Source organism: Bradyrhizobium sp. HKCCYLS3013, from assembly GCF_051167615.1.
GTDB lineage: Bacteria > Pseudomonadota > Alphaproteobacteria > Rhizobiales > Xanthobacteraceae > Bradyrhizobium.
The window spans coordinates 447,804-466,368 of sequence record NZ_JBNPTK010000001.1; the positions used below are offsets into that span (position 1 = coordinate 447,804).

Genomic DNA, 18,565 nt, shown 5'->3' on the forward strand with positions numbered 1-18,565 from the left:
GCCGGAGCGTTGTCCTTTGAGGGAGACCCCGTGCAGACGACCCTGCTCGGCTTGGCGATTGCCTTCATCCTTGCGCTCCTTGCTGCGCTGATCGGCCCGTACTTCGTCGACTGGAACCAGTTCCGGCCGCAGTTCGAGGCCGAGGCGAGCCAGGTCATCGGCGTGCCCGTGCGGGTCGCCGGTGCGCTGGACGCACGGCTGTTGCCGACGCCGACCTTGCGGCTGCGCAAGGTCACCTTCGGCGGCGCCAACGACCTCGGCAAGCTGCGCGCCGACAAGCTCGACGTCGAGTTCAGCCTCGGCGACCTGATGCGCGGCGAGTGGCGGGCCAACGAGCTCACCATCGGCGGCATGGCCGCCGATCTCGGCCTCGATGCCAAGGGCCAGGTCGACCTGCCGTCCGCGTCGGGCCGGTTCAATCTGGCGGCGCTCGCGATCGACCGGCTCAACCTCACCGGCCGCGTCGCCCTGCACGACGCCGCCAGCCGCTCGACGCTGGAGCTGACCGACATCGTCTTCTCCGGCGACGTGCGTTCGCTGGCCGGCTCGCTGCGCGGCGACGGCGCGGTGTCGATCCGCGGCGGCCGCTACCCGTTCAGGGTGTCGTCGAGCCAGGACAAGGACTCCAACGGCCTGCGCGTCCACCTCAACATCGACCCGGGCGAGCGTCCCGTGATGGCCGACGTGGAAGGCCTCATCAGCTTTCCCAACCGCTCGCCGAAGTTCGAGGGCGCGCTGACCCTGTCGTCGCCCCCGAAGGAGCAGGGCGCCGAGAACGACAAGCCCGCCCAGTCTGCGAAGGCGTCATCCGCCAAGCAGGCCCAACAGCCCAAGGCCCTTCCGCTGAACCAGGCCGGCGCGACGCCTTGGCGCATCGCGACCAAGATCGTCGGCGACCAGGCGTCGGCCAAGCTCGACCAGATCGAGGTCAGCTTCGGCCAGGAGGATCGGTCGCTGAAATTCGCGGGCAGCGGCGACATCCGTTTCGGCGCCACCCCCGTGCTGAAAGCCTCGCTGTCCGCACGCCAGCTCGATGCCGACAAGCTGCTTGGCGGCGGTGACGACTTGAAGGACCGGCGGACGATCGCGCCCGCGCTGGTGCTGCCGGCGCTGCGCAACTGGATTGCACAGCTGCCGACCTTGCCGATGCCGGCCAACGTGCAGTTCGCGACCGAGCAGATCATGCTCTCCGGCCGACCGGTGCAGAACTTCACCGCCGACCTGCACAACGAGCCCTCGGCATGGAGCCTCGAGAAGGTCGACCTGCGCGCGCCCGGCTCGACGCGGCTGACGTTCCGGACCATCGGCATCTCGACCTCGGTGACATCGGGCTTCACCGGCGCGCTCGATCTCGAATCGTCGGAACCCGACACGCTGGTGGCGTGGCTGCAGGGCCGCAGCGACGGCAGCTATCGCACCCAGCGTCCGCTGCGGCTGCGCGGCGACCTCAACGTGGCGCCGGAGCGGGTCGCGATCGACAGCCTCAAGGCCGATATCGACGGCGGCTCCGTCGACGGACGCGTCGCTCTCGTCAACCGGCCGACAGGGCCGGGCTCGCGTTTCGAGGCGGTGCTGAAGGGCGACCGGCTCGATCTCGACGCCGCGATGGCCGTGACGCGCTCGCTGGTCGGCGTCACCGGCGAGTGGCCGGCGGAGGCCAGCGTGGCGCTGGACGTCGGCCGCGCCAAGCTGAGCGGCCAGGAGCTGCGTCCGCTCACCGCGCGCTTTTCCTACGATCCCAAGACCATCGCCATCGACCAGATCAAGTTCGGCCAGAGCAGCGGCGTGACGAGCGAGGGCTCCGGCCGGTTCGATCGCGCCGACGCAACCGGACGGCTGGTGGTGACCTCGATGGCCGGCTCGCTCAAGGAGATCACGGCGCTGGTGCAGCCGCTCGCGCCGCAGATCGCCGCCCGCTTCGATGCGCTCAGTATGCCGCCCGGCGCCGCCCGGCTGAAGCTCACGCTCGATCTCGCCAAGGACCCAGCCAACGCCGATCGGAGCCAGGCCAAGGCGGTGCTCGATCTCGACGCGCCACAATTGAAGGGCTCGGCGACGCTGACGGCCAAACCCTCGGCCGCGGCGCTGCGCAGCTTCGAGGTCGATGCGATCGATCGAACGGAGCTTGGAATCGAGAGCCGGGTGTCGTCGGAGCAGGGCAGCGCCGTGCTGGCGCTGCTCGGGCTCGATCGCGTGGCGGCGGCGGGCACAGGTCCGGCCCAGTTCGATGCCAGCGTGACCGGCGGCTGGCGGGCGCCGCTGCGGGTGAATGCCAAGCTCTCCGGCGCCGCTCTCGATGGCGATGCGCAAGGCACTGTCGATCCCTGGGGCGACACCGCAAAGGCCAACGTCAATCTGCGCCTGCGCAGCGCCAACCTGTCGCCCTTGTTTGGATTGAAGCCGCAGGATCCGGGCGCGCAGAACGTCCGCCTGTTCAGCCGTCTCGGTCTTTCCAACAATCGCCTGACGCTCGACGACATCGACAGCACGGTGGGTGGATCGCGGCTGCGCGGCCGGCTCGCGCTGGTGCTCGACGACGACAAGCAGATCGAGGGCGAGCTCGGGCTGGATGCGCTCGACGTGCCGCAAGTGGTATCGGTGCTGATCGGAGCGGCCGGGCGTGAGCCCGCCGAGCCTCTCGGCGCAGGTCTCTTGAAGGGGTGGCGCGGGCGTGTCTCGTTCCAGGCCCTCAGCGGCGCCATTCTGAATGGCATTGATCTGCATCCGCTGGGCGGCGCCATCAAGAGCGACGGCCAGTCGCTGACCATCGAGAACCTCAAGGGCAAGCTCGGCGGCGGCGACGTCGCCGCGACCATCGATGCGCGCTCCAACGCGAATGGTCTCGTCCTGAACGGCCGCGTCGAGCTCGCCGGCATCGACGGCAACGCGCTGCGCTATCACAGCCTGAAGATGCCGGCCGGCAAGGTCTCGGCCCAGATGACGCTCGCCGCCGAAGGACGCAGCGTGCAGGCACTGGTCAATGCGCTCTCGGGCAATGGCACGGTGACGCTCGACAATGCGGCGCTCCCCAATCTCGACCCGCGGGCGTTCGATGCGGCGTTGCGCGCGGCCGACGCCGGCCAGGTGAGCGACGACGGCAAGTTGCGGCAGGTGATCGAGCCGGTGCTGACGTCGGGGACGTTGCCGGTCGCGTCTGCTCAGATCCCCTTCATCATCCGCGACGGCCGGCTGCGGGTCGGCGCCACCACGCTCGACGCGCAAGGCGCCCGCGTCATCGTGTCCGGCGGCTTCGACATTCCGGCGGACAATGCCGACATTCGCGCCAGCCTGAGCGCCAATACGGTCGGCAATGCCAACAGCCGTCCGGAGATCCAGTTGTTCGTGGTCGGGACGTCCGAGGCGCTGACGCGCGCGGTCGACGTCACCTCCCTGTCGTCGTGGCTGGCGGTGCGCGCGATCGATCGCGAAACGCGGCGTCTGGATGCGATCGCGCGCGGCGAGGTGCCGCCGGCCTATCCATCGTCGACGGCGTCGCTGCCCGGTGCACCCGAGGCTGGCCCGGCGGCACCGAGCGCGGCCGACGTGCCGCTGCCCGGTCGTGATCCACGGCGCGAGCCGCGCGCCAAGCTGGGTGGTCCGCGCGCCGTCGTGTCGCCGCTGACACCGCCGCTCTCCGCTCCCGCCCCTGCGCCTCAGCCGGCGGCACCGATGGCATCGAGCCAGCCGCAAGTCGCGCCCTTGCCGCCGCCGGTCGAGATCAAGCCCGCGCCGGGGGCGCTGCCGCCGCGCCCACGGCCGGTGCCGCGCCCGCCGGTCGTGCTGACGCCGCCGGGCAGTCCGTGATTCCGGCCGAAGGCGTGCGGGGACCGCGCCGATGATGACCTTGCGACAGGTCGAGGTCATTCGCGCGGTCATGGTGACGGGCACCATCAACGGCGCCGCGCGCCTGCTGAAGGTGTCGGCGCCGGGTGTCAGCCGTCTGGTGAAATACACCGAGCGCTCGCTCGGCATCCGCTTCTTCCAGCGCCAGAACGGCCGCTACTTTCCGACGCCCGAGGCGCAGAACATCTTCGAGCAGATCAACAGCGTCTACGAGAAGGTCGACGATCTCAGCTACATCATCTCCAACATCGGCCGCGGCGCGCTGTCGGAACTGCGCGTCGGCTCGGTGCCCAGCATCTCCCAGGTGATGGTGCCGCGCGCGATCGAGCGCGTCCGCCGCCGCTATCCTGATTTGGGCATCGACATCAACATCCTCAAGATCGAGGAGGCGATCGACTATCTGATGCTGGGCAAGGGCGAGTGCGTGGCGATGAGCTACCGGCTCGATCATTCCGGGCTCGAATTCCTTCCTCTCGCCTCAGGCGAACTGTTCTGCATCGTCCCGCCCGGCCACGAGCTCGCCGGCCGCAAGCAGGTCTCCGCCGCGGAGATGACTCGCTATCCGTTGATCGGCATCGATCCCAATGACCCTTACGGCCGGATCATGGCCGAGATCTTCGCGCGCAACAAACTCAGCTACAACATCTCGATCAAGGCGCGCTTCGGCACCACGGTCTGCGCGCTGGTGAAGGCCGGGCTCGGCATCGCGGTGATTGACCAGTTCACGGTCGCGCATGGCGGCTATCCCGGCATCGAGCTGCTGAAGATCGCCGAGCCGACGCGGTTCGACACCTACATCGCCGTCAAGCGCGGCACGCCGCTGTCGCTTTACGCGGAGCACTTCATCGACTGCCTGCGTGCCGAGATGCGCGCGCTGGAGCCGGGCCGGCGGCAGGTTGCGAGGCCGGGGAAGGCGGCGCTCGTCAAAAAATAACATGATGTTAGGTTCAGCGGATATTTGGGTAATTGTGTTAGCTGGCGGACGCGCTATCGTCCGCGACGCCATTCATCGCTCGTGCGGCGATCGCGCGAGCGGCAGCAGAGACTGAAGCCAACGTGCCCGATCTTTCCGCGCTCAAAGCCCGCAAATTCCTGACCGGCCTGATCGGTGCGCCGATCGCGCATTCGGCCTCTCCTGCCATGCACGAACATGCCGCGGCGGCGCTCGGCGTGCGCTGCCACTACCAGCTCATCGAGGTGGCCGGCGCCGACCGGGCCGGTCTGTCCGCGCTGCTGGAAGGCGTGCGCCGGCTCGGCTTTGCCGGGGTCAACGTGACCTATCCTTACAAGGAAGCCGTGGTCGAGCTGCTCGACGAGCTCGCGCCGAGGGCGGCGGCGATGGGCGCGGTGAATACCGTCGTCGTTCGCGACGGCCGGCTGATCGGCCACAACACCGACACCACCGGGTTCGAGCGAGCCGTCGCGCCACTCATCAGCCAGACCGATCGCGGCGTCGTCGCGTTGGTCGGGGCCGGCGGGGTTGGCAAGGCGATCGCCTTCGCACTTGCAAACCTCGGAGTCGCCGGCCTGCGCATCTACGACACTGAGCGCACGCGCGCCGAGAAGCTGGCGAGGCTGCTGCCGGCCGGCAACACGGTAACGGTCGCGGACAGCGTCGAAGCGGCACTGCACGGCGCAGTTGGCGTCGTCAACGGCACGCCGATCGGGATGTTGCCGAACCGCGGTACGCCGGTGCCTGATCATTTGTTGCGCGCCGACCTCTGGGTCGCCGACGCGGTCTATTCGCCGCTCTGGACGCCGCTGCTGAAAGCCGCCAAAGCCAGGGGAGCCCGGGTCCTGCTCGGCCGCGAGCTCGCGATCTACCAGGCTGCGGACGCCTTCGAGTTGTTCACCGGCCTGGCGCCCTCGACCGAGGCGATGGGGGCTGCGTTCGACAACCACATGGCGGAGAGATATCCGGCGGTTGACGCCGCCTGAGCCGACGGTCAATACGCGCCGGAACAAGTCGTTCAAGCAAGAAACGCAAACAAGCGTTTAAGTCAGAGGAGGAAACAACGTGAGATCGATCATCCTGGCTGGCCTGTGCTCAGCCACGCTGCTGTCCGGTGCCGCCTACGCGCAATCCGGCGCCCCCATCAAGATCGCCGATGTCGCCGAGCTCTCCGGCGGCGGCGCGACCGTCGGCAACAACTGGAAGAACGGCATCGACCTCGCCGTCGAGGAAATCAACGCCAAGGGCGGCATCCTCGGTCGCAAGATCGAGGTGAGCCACGCCGACTCGCAGTCGAACCCCGGCGTTGCGCGTGCGCAGGTGCAGAAGGCGCTCGATGGCGAGCCCTACGTGCTGCTCGGGCCGGGCTATTCCGGCTCGGTGAAGGTGACGGCGCCGCTGGCGGCCGAGGCCGGCATCACCCAGATCATGGGCGGCGAGGCGGCCGAGCTCACGCAGGCTGGCAACAAGTTCCTTTTCCGCACGTCGTTCGGCCAGCAGTCCTCGATGCCGAAGGTCGCCAAGTACATCAACGACGAGCTGAAGGCGAAGTCGGTCGCGGTGGTCTGGGTCAACAATGATTTCGGCCGTGGCGGCCGCGACGTCATCACCAAGGAGTTCAACCGTCTCGGCATCAAGGTCGCGGCCGACCTGTCGACCGAAGCCGGCCAGGCGGACTTCGCTGCCGACGTCAGCAAGATCAAGGCGGCGGCGCCGGACGCCGTTTTCATCTACGTCAACGAGGAAGAGAGCGCGCGCATCCTGAAGGAGATCAAGCGCCAGGGTGTGACTGTGCCGCTGATCGGCGAGACCACGCTGGTCGGCCAGAAGGTGATCGAGCTCGCCGGTGATGCCGCCAACGGCGCTCGCGGCCACGTGGGTCTCACCACCGACGCACCGATCGAGGCCATCAAGGCGTTCCGCGACCGCTTCGTGAAGAAGTACAACTACGTGCCCGATCACAACGGCATCAAGGGCTATCTCGCGATCTACATGGTCAAGGCCACGACCGAGAAGATGGGCAAGGTCGACTCCAAGGCGTTCGCCGACACGCTGCACGGCCTGACCATCAAGACCTCGGCCGAACCGAACATCCTGATGGATGTGACCTTCGACCAGAACGGCGACATCGATCGCCAGGGCTTCCTGGTCGAGGTCGTGGAAGGCAAGCAGGTCGTGAAGCAGGTGTTGCCGAAGCTCAACTGAGGACAACGGTCGATCGGCGGCGCCGGTGTGGTGATGTCCGGCGCCGCCGTCACCCAAGGGCTCACGGGGAAACCATGTCCAATCTGCTCGACCTGATCGTGGCGGGACTCGCCACCGGCGCCATCTACGCGCTGGTCGCCGTCGGCTTCACCTTGCTGTGGCAGACCTCGCAGACCATCAACTTCGCCCAGGGCGAGTTCGTGATGCTGCCCGCCTTCCTGATGCTCGCGGTCATGCATCTCGGCGCGCCGTTCTGGCTCGCGGTGCTCGCCGGCGTGCTGCTGTCGGCGCTGCTGCTCGGTCTCGCCTTCAAGATGCTGCTGGTCGATCCGATGCTGCGGCACGGCGTGCTGCCGCTGGCGATCGCCACCATGGCGCTGGCGATCGGGATCAAGGAGGCCGTGAAGCAGTTCTTCAGCGCCGAGGCCTCGCCGTTTCCGTCGATCGTTCCCGCGGGCGATATCAGCGTGCTTGGCCGTGTCATCTCGCTGCAGAGTCTCGGCGTGCTCGCCGTTGCAATCCTGGCCGTCGTCGGCCTGACCACGCTGCTCAATCGCACCTCGCTCGGCCACCAGATGCAGGCGGCGGCACAGAATCCGACGGTGGCGCGCATCATCGGCGTTCCCGTCGAGCGCATGATCCTGCTGACCTTCCTGATCAATGCCGTGCTGGTCGCGCTGGCCTCGCTGCTGATCACGCCGATCTATCTTGCCAAATTCTCGAGCGGCGAAGTGCTCGGGCAGGCGGCGTTCATCGCCGCGATCGTCGGCGGCTTCAACCAGGTGCGCGGCGCGATCGCCGGCGGTCTCCTGATCGGCGTCGTCGACAACCTCGCCGCGGCCTACGTCTCCACCCAGTATCGCGCGGCTGTTCCGATGGTGCTGCTGATCCTTGTCATCCTGTTCCGGCCGCAGGGCCTGCTCGGACGAGCCGAGGAGCGCACGGTATGACCCGCAACGGCAGACTGCTCCTCGCCGCGCTGGCGATCGTCGTCATTGCTGGCCTGATCATCATCCCGATGAACTTCAACCGCTACGGCCTCTATATCCTCAGCCAATGGGCGGTGATGACCATCGCCGCGATGGGGCTCAATCTCACGCTCGGCTATGCCGGGCAGGTGTCGCTGGCGCAGGGCGCTTTCGTCGGCATCGGCGCCTACGGTGCTGCCATCCTCACCACCCATGGCTGGCCGCTGATATCGGCGCTCGGGCTCGTCATCATCGTCTGCTTCATCGTCGGCTGGCTGTTGGGCTATCCGGCGCTGCGCGTGCAGCATCATTATCTCGCCTTCGTCACGCTCGCCTTTTCGACCCTGGCGTTCCTGGTGTTCCGCAACGAGAGCTGGCTCACCAACGGCATCTACGGCATCAGCAACATTCCGCGCCCCGAGATCTTCGGCTTCCCGACCCGCAAGCCGTTGCCGTTCTACTATCTCTGTCTTGGCTCCCTCGGTCTCGTGACGCTCGCGATGTGGTGGCTGATCCGCTCGCCCTGGGGCCGCGCCTTCATGGCGCTGCGCGAAAATCCGATCAGGGCGCAATCGCTCGGCATCGACACCAGACGCTACACGCTGATGGCGTTCGCGATCGGCTCGGTGCTCGGCGGCATCGCCGGAGTGCTCTATGCGCCGCTGACGCAATATGTCGATCCCGTGCCGTTCAACCTGCAGCTCTCGCTCGATCTCCTGATGATGGTGATCGTCGGCGGCGCCGGCTTCATGCTCGGGCCGTTCCTCGGCGCCATGATCGCGGTGCTGCTGCCGGAATGGCTGCGCTTCGCCGAGGGCTATTATCTGATGCTCTATGCAGCGGCCGTGATCGTGCTGCTGATCTATTCGCCAAGCGGCATTCTCGGCATCCTCGACCGCTATCTCAGCTCACGCCGCACCCAGGCGGCATCCGCATTGCGGGCGGCGGCTCAATCCAAGCTGGAGGCCGCGCGATGACCGCAGTCCTCGACGTTCGCGACGTCAAGAAGAGCTTTGGCGGCATCACCGCCGTCAACGGCGTCAGCTTCGATGTGCAGGAGGGCGAGATCCTCGGCCTGATCGGCCCCAACGGCTGTGGCAAGTCGACGCTGTTCAACTGCATTCTCGGCCAGCTCGTGCCGAGCGGGGGCGAGGTGAGGGTGGACGGCAAGCTCGTCACCGGCCAGCGTCCGTCCGAACTGAACCGCCTCGGCGTCAGCCGCACGTTTCAGCTCTTGCAGGTCTTCCCGAAGCTGTCGGTGCGTGACAACCTGATCCTCGCCGGCCAGGAGCATCGCGGCAGCATGCTGTCGCGCCTGTTTGGTCCGTCGGATGCAGGGCTCACCGAGACCGCCGATCAGATGATCGGCTTCTTCAAGCTGGAGCATCTCGCCAACGAGCCGGCCGGCGGCCTGTCCTACGGGCAGCAGAAGCTGCTCGATGCCGCGATGGCGTTCATGGGCGGTCCACGGCTGGTGCTGCTCGACGAGCCCGCCGGCGGCGTCAATCCGACCATGCTCGGCGATCTCAAGGACCGGCTGATCGCGATCAACCGCGAGCGCCGCGCCACCTTCGTCGTGATCGAGCACAACATGGAGTTCGTGATGTCGCTGTGCTCGCGCGTGATGGTGATGGCGGAGGGCAAGGTGCTGGCGATCGGCAAGCCCGACGAGATCAGGGCCAATCCGGCCGTGATCGAAGCCTATCTCGGACACTGACGGAGCCGACGATGAGCGATCCCATTCTCGACGTCCAGAACCTCGTCGGCGGCTACGGCAAGATGACGATCCTCAACGGCACGACGTTCTCGGTGCCGGCGGGATCGATCACCACCGTGATCGGTCCGAACGGTGCCGGCAAGTCGACGGTGTTCAAGGCGATCTTCGGTCTGTTGAAGCTGCGCGAAGGCAAGGTCATCTTCAAGGGCCGCGACGTCACCGGCTTCAGCCAGCGCGCGCTGCTCGGCGCGGGCGTCTGCTACATCCCGCAGGGCCGCAACATCTTCGGCGAGCTGTCGGTGCGCCACAATATCGAGCTCGGCGGCGTTGCCGCGCCGCGTGAGATCGATCTTGCTGCGCGCGTCGAGGCGGCGCTCGACGTGTTTCCGGTGCTGCGCAAGAAGGCGGACCGGCAGGCCTCGACGCTGTCCGGCGGCGAGCAGAAGCAGCTCGAGATCGCGCGCGGGCTGCTGCTCGAGCCGCAGCTCGTGCTGATCGACGAGCCGTCGATCGGGCTGTCGCCGTTGATGGTGCAGCAGACCTTCGACATGCTGAAGCAATTGCGCGACCGCGGCGTCTCGGTGCTCCTGATCGAGCAGAATGCACGCTCGGCGCTGGAGATCTCGGACTACGGCATCGTGCTCGAGCTCGGTCGCACCCGCATCATCGACAAGGCCGATCGCGTGCTGGCCGATCCGCGCATCGGCCAGCTGTTCCTGGGCGGCGCGATGGAGGAGACGGCGGCATGAACCAGCGCTCGATCGCCACGGTCTCCATCTCTGGCGCGCTCGACGAGAAGCTCAAGGCGATCGCTGCCGCCGGCTTCGACACGGTCGAGATCTTCGAGAACGATCTGGTCGCGTTCGGGATGCGGCCGCGCGAGATCGGGCAGATGTGCCGCGACCTCGGCCTTTCGATCTGCGCCTATCAGCCGTTCCGCGATTTCGAGGGCATGCCGGAGCCGCAGCGCGCGCGCAACTTCGTCCGTGCCGAGCGCAAATTCGACCTGATGCAGGAGCTCGGCACCGACCTGCTGCTGATCTGCAGCAGCGTGTCGCCGGCCGCGCTCGGCGGCATCGACCGCGCCGCCGCGGATTTCCACGAGCTCGGCGAGCGCGCCGCGAGGCGCGGCTTGCGCGTCGGCTACGAGGCGCTGGCCTGGGGCCGCCATGTGCACGACTATCGCGATGTCTGGGAGATCGTGCGCCGCGCCGATCACAAGGCGATCGGCGTCATCCTCGACAGTTTTCATGCGCTGGCGCCGGCGCTGCCGACCAATGCGATCCGCGCCATTCCCGCCGACAAGATCTTCCTGGTCCAGTTGGCCGACGCACCCAAGCTCGAACTGGACGTGCTGTCCTGGAGCCGGCACTTCCGCAGCTTTCCCGGGCAGGGCGACCTCCCGGTCGGCGAGTTCATGGAGGCGGTCGCCGCGACCGGCTATTCCGGGCCGCTGTCGCTGGAGATCTTCAACGATCAGTTCCGTGCCGGCTCGGCGCCACGCACGGCGCTCGACGGCATGCGTTCGCTGCTGCTGTTGCAGGATGACCTCGCCGGAAAAATCCCCGCGGCGTCGGCAGAGCCCCGCTTCGCGCCTCGCGTGAAGAGCCACGGCATCGGCTTTGTGGAATTCGCGGTCAGCGAGGACAAGGCGGAGTCGCTCGCCGCATTGTTCGGGCAGCTCGGCTTCCGCAAAACCGGGCGGCATCGCAGCAAGGCGGTGCAGCGCTGGTCGCAGGGCGCGATCGAGCTGGTGATCAATTGCGAGCCGGCGAGCTTCGCGCATTCGCACTATATCACGCACGGTCCCGGCGTTTGCGCGTTGGCGTTGGATGTCGACAGTGCGGACCGTGCCATGGCGCGGGCGCAGTCCTTGAAGACGCGCACCTTCACCCAGCCGGTCGGGCCGGGCGAGCTGGAGATCCCGGCGATCCATGGTGTCGGCGGCAGCCTGCTGTATTTCCTCGATACCCACGGCCGTCACTGGGATGTCGACTTCGAACCGGTCGCCGGCGACAAGACGACTGATCGGCTCTTGGCCGTCGATCACATCGCACAGTCGATGCCGCATGAGGAGATGCTGTCCTGGCTGTTGTTCTATGCCGGGATCATCGACTTCTCGCGGCTGCCGCAGATAGAGATCGCCGATCCCAGAGGCCTCGTGCAGAGCCAGGCGATCGTCAACGGCGATCGCAGCCTGCGCTTCATCCTCAACGGCTCGACGGCGACGCGCACGCTGTCGTCGCGTTTCATCTCCGAGTTCTTCGGCTCGGGCGTCCAGCACATCGCCTTCGCCTGCGACGACATCTTTGCAGCCGTGGCTGAAATGCGCGCCCGCGGCGCCGGCTTCCTCGACATTCCCGACAACTACTACGACGATCTCGAAGCGAAATACGATCTTGCGCCCGAGACCATCGCGGCCCTCCGCGCCAACGAGATCCTGTACGACCGCGACGGCGACGCGGAGTTCTTCCAGGTCTACACCCACATTTTCGAGGAGCGCTTCTTCTTCGAGATCGTGCAGCGCCGCAACTACCAGGGCTTCGGCGCCGCCAACGCCGCGATCCGGCTGGCGGCGCAGGCGCGCGAGGTGCGGCCGGACACGATGCCGCGGCTGTAGATCAGGGCTCCGGCCGAATCCCAGGCAGACTGACGATTGCCGCCGCCAGGTCTTCGATCACCAGCCGGACGCGCGCGATGCCGGCGCGCTCCGGGACGATCAGCATGTTGAGCGGCACCGACGGCAGCCTGTAGTCGGGCAGGAGCACCGTCAGCCTGCCCTCGGTGATGAGATCGTCGACCAGCCAGGCATGGGCTGCGGCGATGCCGCGCCCGGCCAGCACGGCTTCGCGCACCGCGAGGCCGTGATTGGTTCGGAAGCGGCCGCTGAAAGGCACCTCGTGGCGCTGGCCGTCGCCGGACATCAGCGCCAGCACGTCGCTGCCGGCGACATTGGGCATGCGGATGCCGTCATGGCCGAGCAGATCCTGCGGTACGCGCGGCGTGCCGCGTCCTGCCAGATAGCCCGGCGCCGCCACCAGCAGCCGGTGCGAATGGCCGAGTGCGCGCAGCTTCATCGAGCTGTCAGTGAGCGGCGCGAGACGGAGCGCGATGTCGACGCCCTCGCGCACCAGATCGATGCGCTCGTCGGTCAGATTGAGATCGATCGCGATGTCCGGATAGCGGTCCTGGAACGCGAACACCAGCCGGGTGATGTGCAGGATGCCGAACGCGGCCGTGCAGGAGATGCGGATCGTGCCGCTGGCGGCTCCACGCGTGCCGCGCGCCTCGTCGCCGGCCTGCTCGATCAGGCGCAGGATCTGGACGCAGTTGGCATAATAGAGGCTGCCCTCGGTGGTCAGGGTGACGCGCCGGGTGGTGCGGCTCAGCAGGGGAACGCCGATCGCGTCTTCAAGCTCCTGGAGATGACGCGAGATGGTGGACTGACCCAGCCCAAGCTCACGCGCGACGGCCGACAGGTTGCCCCGTTCGGCGACGCGAACGAAGCTGCGCATGTTGACGATGCTGACGTCCAACTTATCCATAATACGGCATAATGTTATCGATAGCAGTCATATAGTGGATGAGCGAGGCCGGGTCTATGTCCTGGATTGTTCCAGCCAAGGGATCAAGCCATGAATGTGCTGCTCGTCTTCGCCCACCCCGAACCCCGCTCGCTGAACGGCGCCCTGCGCGACGCCGCTGTCGCCGAGCTTCGGTCGCAAGGTCATCAGGTCAGGGTCTCGGATCTCTATGCGATGGGCTGGAAGGCGGCCGCCGACCGCGCCGACTTTCCGCAACTGCCGCCCGATGTGCGCCTCAACGTCGCCACGGCCTCCGGCGAGGCGTTCAAGACGCACTCGCTCACCGACGACGTCAGGGCGGAGCAGGAGAAGCTCCTATGGGCCGACGCGGTGATCCTGCAGTTTCCGCTGTGGTGGTTCACGATGCCGGCGATCCTCAAGGGCTGGGTCGACCGGGTCTATTCCTACGGCTTCACCTACGGCGTCGGCGAGCACAGCGACAAGCGCTGGGGCAACCGCTATGGCGAGGGCGTGTTCGCCGGCAAGCGCGCGATGCTCGTGGTGACCACCGGCGGCTGGCAGGAGCACTATTCGGAGCGCGGCATCAACGGGCCGATCGACGACCTCCTGTTTCCCATCAACCACGGCATCCTGTTCTATCCCGGCTTCGACGTACTGCCGGCCTTCGTGGCGCACCGGGTGAACCGGCTCGATGAGGCGGGCTTCGCGGACATCGCCGCGCGGCTCCGCGCGCGGATGCGGACGCTGTTCACGGATCAGCCGATCCCGTACCGGCGGCAGAACCACGGCGATTACCTGATCCCGTCGATGCAGCTGCGTCCCGAACTCGGGCATGCCGACGCGCGCGGCTTCGCGCTGCATGTCGACGCTGTGCGATGACGTTGCCGCGGCGCGGGCTCAGCCCGCGCCCATCGCGACCGCGATGTGGTAGGTCGCGAACGCCGCCGCATAGGCGAGCGCGAACATGTAGAAGAAGGTCACGGCCATCCAGCGCCAGCTGCCGGTTTCGCGGCGGATGACGGCGAGCGTCGAGGCGCATTGCGGGGCGAAGATGTACCAGGCGAGCAGCGCCAGCGCCGTGGCGAGGCTCCATTTGCTCGCCAGCACCTGTCCGATCTGCTCAGCCGCCTCCTTGCCGCCCTCGATCGCATAGACGGTGCCGAGCGCAGCGACGGCGACCTCGCGGGCGGCCATGCCGGGCACCAGCGCGACCGCGATCTGCCAGTTGAAGCCGACCGGCGTGAGCAGGGGAGCGATCGCCTGGCCGATCATCGCCGCAAGGCTGTAGTTGATCGCCGGCTCGGTCGCGCCCTCCGGCGGCTGCGGGAACGACGCCAGGAACCAGATCAGCACCATCATCGCGAAGATCGTGGTGCCGGCGCGCTGCAGGAACATCTTGGCGCGGGTGTAGACGCCGATCGCGATGCTGCGCAACCGCGGCATCTTGTAGTCCGGCAGCTCCAGCATGAACGGCGCCGGCTGGTAGTCGCGCATCAGGAAGAACTTCACCAGGAACGACACCAGCAGCGCACTGATGATCCCGGCGGCGTAGAGCCCGAACATCACCAGGCCCTGCAGGTTGACCAGGCCCCAGACCTTGGTCGGCGGGATGAAGGCCGAGATGATCAGCGTATAGACCGGGATCCGCGCCGAGCAGGTCATCAGCGGCGCGATCAGGATCGTGGTGAGCCGGTCGCGGCGGTTGTCGATCACGCGCGTCGCCATGATGCCGGGAATGGCGCAGGCAAAGCTCGAGAGCAGCGGGATGAATGCGCGGCCATGCAAGCCGGCGCCGCCCATGATGCGGTCCATCAGGAACGCCGCGCGCGCCATGTAGCCGAAATCTTCCAGGAGCAGGATGAACAGGAAGATGATGATGATCTGCGGCAGGAAGACGATGACGCTGCCGACGCCGGAGATCACGCCGTTCTGCAGGAAGCTCTGCAGCAGGCCCTCGGGAAGCTCGTCGTGAACGAGCTGGCCGAGCGCATCGAAGGCCGCCGACAGCACCTGCATCAGCGGCTGCGCCCAGGCGAACACCGCCTGGAACATCACGAACAGGATCGCCAGCAGGATGAGCAGCCCGCCGACCGGATGCAGCGCGACCGAATCGATCCGGGCGGTCCAGGTGTCCGGCCGCTCGGGCAGGCTGACCGTCTCCGCGATGATACGGTCGGCCTCGCGCTGAGTGGCGCGCAGCTCCGGGACCGTGAGCGGACGCCAGGTGTTGGCGCGCTCTCCGGTGGCCGCGGCCGCCTGGGCCAGAAGCTCGTCGGTCAGCCGCAGCAGGTCGTCGGTGCCGCCCTTGCGCACGGCGATCGACGTCACCACCGGCACGCCCAGCGCCTGCGACAGCGCGGAGACGTCGACCGTTACGCCGCGCCGCTTGGCGATGTCGAACATGTTGAGCACGAGCGCCAGCGGCCGGCCGGTGCTCTTGAGCTCGAGCAGCAGCCGGATCGTCAACCTGAGGTTGGTAGAGTCGGCAACGCACAACACCAGATCGGGCAGGACCTCGCCGGTGGCGCGTCCCAGCACGAAATCCCGGGTGATTTCCTCGTCAGGGCTGCGACCACGCAAGGAATAGGTGCCGGGCAGGTCGACCAGCGAGACCTGGCGGCCCTGCGGGGTGACGAAGGCGCCCTCTTTGCGCTCGACCGTGACCCCGGGATAGTTCGCGACCTTCTGGCGGCTTCCCGTCAGCGCGTTGAACAGCGAGGTCTTGCCGCTGTTGGGCGTACCCACCAGGGCCAGATGCAGCAGAGGGCTTTCCATGACAACGCTTTCCGCGCGGCCTATGCCACGATGACGGCCATGGCCTCGCGCCGGCGGACCGCGACGGTGATGTTGTCGACACGGACGGCGATCGGATCGCGCCCGACGATCCCCTCATGCAGGATTTCGACCCGGGCGCCCTCGACGAAGCCCAGTTCGATCAGCCGGCTCTCCAATTCGACGTCCGGCAGGGACGAGCTCGCGCCGCCCGCAGCCAGATGCTGGATTGTTCCGGTATAGCCTCGCCGGGCGAGACCGAGCGGCTGAGGCGGCCTTGTATCGCAGATTTCGCTCATAGCCTGTATTTTCAATCGCGTGCCAAGAGGTCAAGCGCGGCATGTTAAATGCCGCGGCATCTTAGAGCGATTTTAAACAGACCGGGCGGGCCGCCGTCTGATCTGCCTCAAGGAGCGGCAGCGGCTGCCGTGTGCCGGGTGTCCACCGCCGCCTTCGGCTCGAGGCCTGAAGACGCTGCGGCGCGGCTCTTGAAGTGGTCGAGCACGAACAGCCGGATCGCCGACGACAGGTTGCCCTGCTGGCGATTGTTGTCGATCTCCCCGACCAGTTCGGACAGGGTCATGTTACGGAGACCCGAAATCTCCTTCATGCCGTTCCAGAAGGCCTCTTCGAGGCTGACGCTGGTCTTGTGACCTGCGACCACGATAGAACGTTTTACGACGGGCGACTTCATCACGCGTCCTCGCCATTGATACGATGTTGATCGAGTAATTCGTTCGCGCGCTTGTCGCGTTGGGCGTCAGTTGCGCGTTCGGACTTCGTCCTGCCGAAGCGAGCGCGGTTGCCTTCGGCGACCTTTGCTGCCTGATCGCGCTCCACGCGCTTTCTGAAACGCTTCAAGTTGATGATGTCACCCATGCTTGCTCCAATCATCTAAGGCATCGAACATCACGACGAGAGCATGCGCATTGCGCGGATGAGCTCAGGCGTTCTCCAGACAATCACGTCATCGCTCCCTGATAGTTCGATGGCCATTCGCGTCGTTGCGAGCTGGATTTGTTTACTCACCAAACGCAGCAGAACTTGTAGTCGAGAGTATCCTTTAGGGGTTAACAGCGAGAATTGCATCACCCCCCGTAGTACTACGGGACTACCGCTACGCTCGCCCCGGCCTCGTCATCCTCTCGGGTTGAACGAGGCGGTCGAATTCCTCTTCGGAGACGAGACCGAGCCGCAAAGCTTCCTGTTTCAGCGTGGTGCCGCGCTGATGCGCTGATTTCGCGACTTTGGCGGCGTTGTCGTAGCCGATCTTCGGCGCAAGCGCCGTCACCAGCATCAGCGAGCGCTCCATCAGCTCGCGAATGCGAGCAGTGTCGGCCTGGATTCCGGTCACGCAATGTTCGCTGAATGAACGTGCTGAATCACCTAGTAATTGTATGGACTGCATCATGCAATGTGAGAGCAATGGTTTGTAGACGTTCAGTTCGAAATGACCCTGGCTGCCGGCCATGGTGATCGCCGTGTGATTGCCGAACACCTGGCAGCACACCATCGTGAGCGCTTCGCATTGCGTCGGGTTCACCTTGCCCGGCATGATCGAGGAGCCCGGCTCGTTCTCCGGCAGGATCAGTTCTCCCAATCCGGAGCGGGGGCCTGATCCGAGGAAGCGGATGTCGTTGGCGATCTTGAACAGGCCAGTGGCCGCCGCATTGAGCGCGCCATGGGCGTAAACATAGGCGTCGTTGGACGCAAGCGCCTCGAATTTGTTGGCGGCACCGGTGAAGGGCAGGCCGGTGGCGTCGGCAACATGCTTGGCGAACAGCTTCGCGAACTTCGGATCCGCGTTCAGGCCAGTGCCCACGGCGGTGCCGCCCTGCGCCAGCGGCAACAGATCCCGCGCCGCCGTCTCGATTCGTGCGATCGCGCTCTCGACCTGCGCGGCGTAGCCGGAGAACTCCTGGCCGAGCGTGAGCGGCGTGGCGTCCTGGGTGTGGGTGCGGCCGATCTTGACGATGTCCGCGAACGCGTCCTGCTTGGCACGCAGCGCCGCCAGCAGCTCCGACAGCGCCGGCACCAGATGGCCCGCGATCGCGCGCGCCGCGGCGATGTGCATCGCGGTGGGGAACGAGTCGTTGGACGACTGGCTCATGTTGACGTGGTCGTTCGGATGAACGGGCTTCTTGGTGCCGCGCTCGCCCCCGAGCAGCTCGCTGGCGCGATTGGCGATCACCTCGTTGAGGTTCATGTTGCTCTGGGTGCCCGAGCCGGTCTGCCAAACGACCAGCGGGAAATGGTCGTCGAGCTTGCCGTCGATGACCTCCTGCGCCGCCTGGACGATGGCGTCCGCCATGCGTGGCTCGAGTAGGCCGAGCTCGCGGTTGGCCTGGGCCGCGGCCAACTTCACCAGCGCGAGCGCGCGCACGATGCCGATCGGCATGCGGTCGTGGCCGATGCGGAAATTCTGCCGGCTGCGCTCGGTCTGCGCGCCCCAATAGCGGTCGGCGGCGACCTCGATCGGGCCGAAGCTGTCGGTCTCCGTGCGCGTCGATCCGTGCGATGATGAATCAGCTGAATGTGCCATGAAGCATGCCCATGATTGATG

Annotated in this window: 16 protein-coding genes; 10 read left to right on the forward strand and 6 right to left on the reverse strand. The window is 66.6% G+C overall.

Annotated features, from left to right (window positions below; translation table 11 throughout):
• Positions 1–30 precede the first annotated feature (30 nt).
• The 9 genes from ACQR1F_RS02020 (at position 31) to ACQR1F_RS02060 (ending at position 12,305) form a co-directional block, all read left to right on the forward strand.
• Positions 31–3,804 (forward strand): AsmA family protein, encoded by a 3,774-nt coding sequence (locus ACQR1F_RS02020; protein WP_434912459.1) that lies wholly within the window; start codon positions 31–33, stop codon positions 3,802–3,804.
• Between the two features lie 31 nt (positions 3,805–3,835).
• Positions 3,836–4,777, forward strand: a complete 942-nt coding sequence (locus ACQR1F_RS02025) for a LysR family transcriptional regulator (RefSeq protein ID WP_316183616.1) — start codon at positions 3,836–3,838, stop codon at positions 4,775–4,777.
• A gap of 122 nt (positions 4,778–4,899) precedes the next feature.
• Positions 4,900–5,781: a shikimate dehydrogenase gene (locus tag ACQR1F_RS02030; protein WP_434845799.1), complete on the forward strand. Its 882-nt coding sequence runs from the start codon at positions 4,900–4,902 to the stop codon at positions 5,779–5,781.
• 79 nt (positions 5,782–5,860) lie between these two features.
• Positions 5,861–7,000: an ABC transporter substrate-binding protein gene (locus tag ACQR1F_RS02035; protein WP_315805535.1), complete on the forward strand. Its 1,140-nt coding sequence runs from the start codon at positions 5,861–5,863 to the stop codon at positions 6,998–7,000.
• 74 nt (positions 7,001–7,074) lie between these two features.
• Positions 7,075–7,950, forward strand: a complete 876-nt coding sequence (locus ACQR1F_RS02040; RefSeq protein WP_315805536.1) for a branched-chain amino acid ABC transporter permease — start codon at positions 7,075–7,077, stop codon at positions 7,948–7,950.
• Positions 7,947–8,945 carry a branched-chain amino acid ABC transporter permease gene (locus ACQR1F_RS02045; RefSeq protein ID WP_316217695.1) on the forward strand — a complete coding sequence of 333 codons (999 nt, stop codon included), beginning with the start codon at positions 7,947–7,949 and terminating at the stop codon, positions 8,943–8,945. The genes ACQR1F_RS02040 and ACQR1F_RS02045 overlap by 4 nt, the downstream gene beginning before the upstream one ends.
• A complete protein-coding gene (locus ACQR1F_RS02050) occupies positions 8,942–9,685 on the forward strand; it encodes an ABC transporter ATP-binding protein (RefSeq protein ID WP_315805538.1) in 744 nt (247 codons plus the stop codon). The genes ACQR1F_RS02045 and ACQR1F_RS02050 overlap by 4 nt, the downstream gene beginning before the upstream one ends.
• 11 nt (positions 9,686–9,696) lie before the next feature.
• Positions 9,697–10,434, forward strand: coding sequence for an ABC transporter ATP-binding protein (locus ACQR1F_RS02055; protein WP_316183611.1), 738 nt, complete (start codon positions 9,697–9,699; stop codon positions 10,432–10,434).
• On the forward strand, positions 10,431–12,305 hold the full coding sequence (locus tag ACQR1F_RS02060; protein ID WP_434912460.1) for a bifunctional sugar phosphate isomerase/epimerase/4-hydroxyphenylpyruvate dioxygenase family protein: 1,875 nt from the start codon (positions 10,431–10,433) through the stop codon (positions 12,303–12,305). Before ACQR1F_RS02055 ends, ACQR1F_RS02060 begins: the two co-directional genes overlap by 4 nt.
• A 1-nt stretch (position 12,306) precedes the next feature.
• Here the strand turns inward: ACQR1F_RS02060 and ACQR1F_RS02065 are convergent, their stop codons facing one another.
• Positions 12,307–13,230: a LysR family transcriptional regulator gene (locus ACQR1F_RS02065; protein ID WP_315805541.1), complete on the reverse strand. Its 924-nt coding sequence runs from the start codon at positions 13,228–13,230 to the stop codon at positions 12,307–12,309.
• A gap of 90 nt (positions 13,231–13,320) precedes the next feature.
• Here ACQR1F_RS02065 and ACQR1F_RS02070 point away from each other — a divergent pair, with 90 nt between their 5' ends.
• Positions 13,321–14,109 (forward strand): NAD(P)H-dependent oxidoreductase, encoded by a 789-nt coding sequence (locus ACQR1F_RS02070; protein ID WP_316239615.1) that lies wholly within the window; start codon positions 13,321–13,323, stop codon positions 14,107–14,109.
• An 18-nt stretch (positions 14,110–14,127) separates the two neighbouring features.
• On the opposite strand, the gene feoB is transcribed toward ACQR1F_RS02070, so the two are convergent.
• The 5 genes from feoB to fumC all read right to left on the reverse strand — a co-directional run bounded on the left by feoB (position 14,128) and on the right by fumC (position 18,544).
• Positions 14,128–16,005, reverse strand: a complete 1,878-nt coding sequence (gene feoB, locus ACQR1F_RS02075) for a ferrous iron transport protein B (protein ID WP_434912461.1) — start codon at positions 16,003–16,005, stop codon at positions 14,128–14,130.
• 20 nt (positions 16,006–16,025) lie between these two features.
• Entirely contained in the window at positions 16,026–16,301 is a 276-nt protein-coding gene (locus tag ACQR1F_RS02080; protein ID WP_315713372.1) for a FeoA family protein, read from the reverse strand.
• A 107-nt stretch (positions 16,302–16,408) separates the two neighbouring features.
• Entirely contained in the window at positions 16,409–16,696 is a 288-nt protein-coding gene (locus tag ACQR1F_RS02085; protein ID WP_315713371.1) for a ribbon-helix-helix domain-containing protein, read from the reverse strand.
• Positions 16,696–16,881: a DUF4169 family protein gene (locus tag ACQR1F_RS02090; protein WP_315805546.1), complete on the reverse strand. Its 186-nt coding sequence runs from the start codon at positions 16,879–16,881 to the stop codon at positions 16,696–16,698. The genes ACQR1F_RS02085 and ACQR1F_RS02090 overlap by 1 nt, the downstream gene beginning before the upstream one ends.
• Before the next feature lie 238 nt (positions 16,882–17,119).
• Positions 17,120–18,544 carry a class II fumarate hydratase gene (gene fumC, locus ACQR1F_RS02095; RefSeq protein ID WP_434912462.1) on the reverse strand — a complete coding sequence of 475 codons (1,425 nt, stop codon included), beginning with the start codon at positions 18,542–18,544 and terminating at the stop codon, positions 17,120–17,122.
• Between the last annotated feature and the right edge of the window lie 21 nt (positions 18,545–18,565).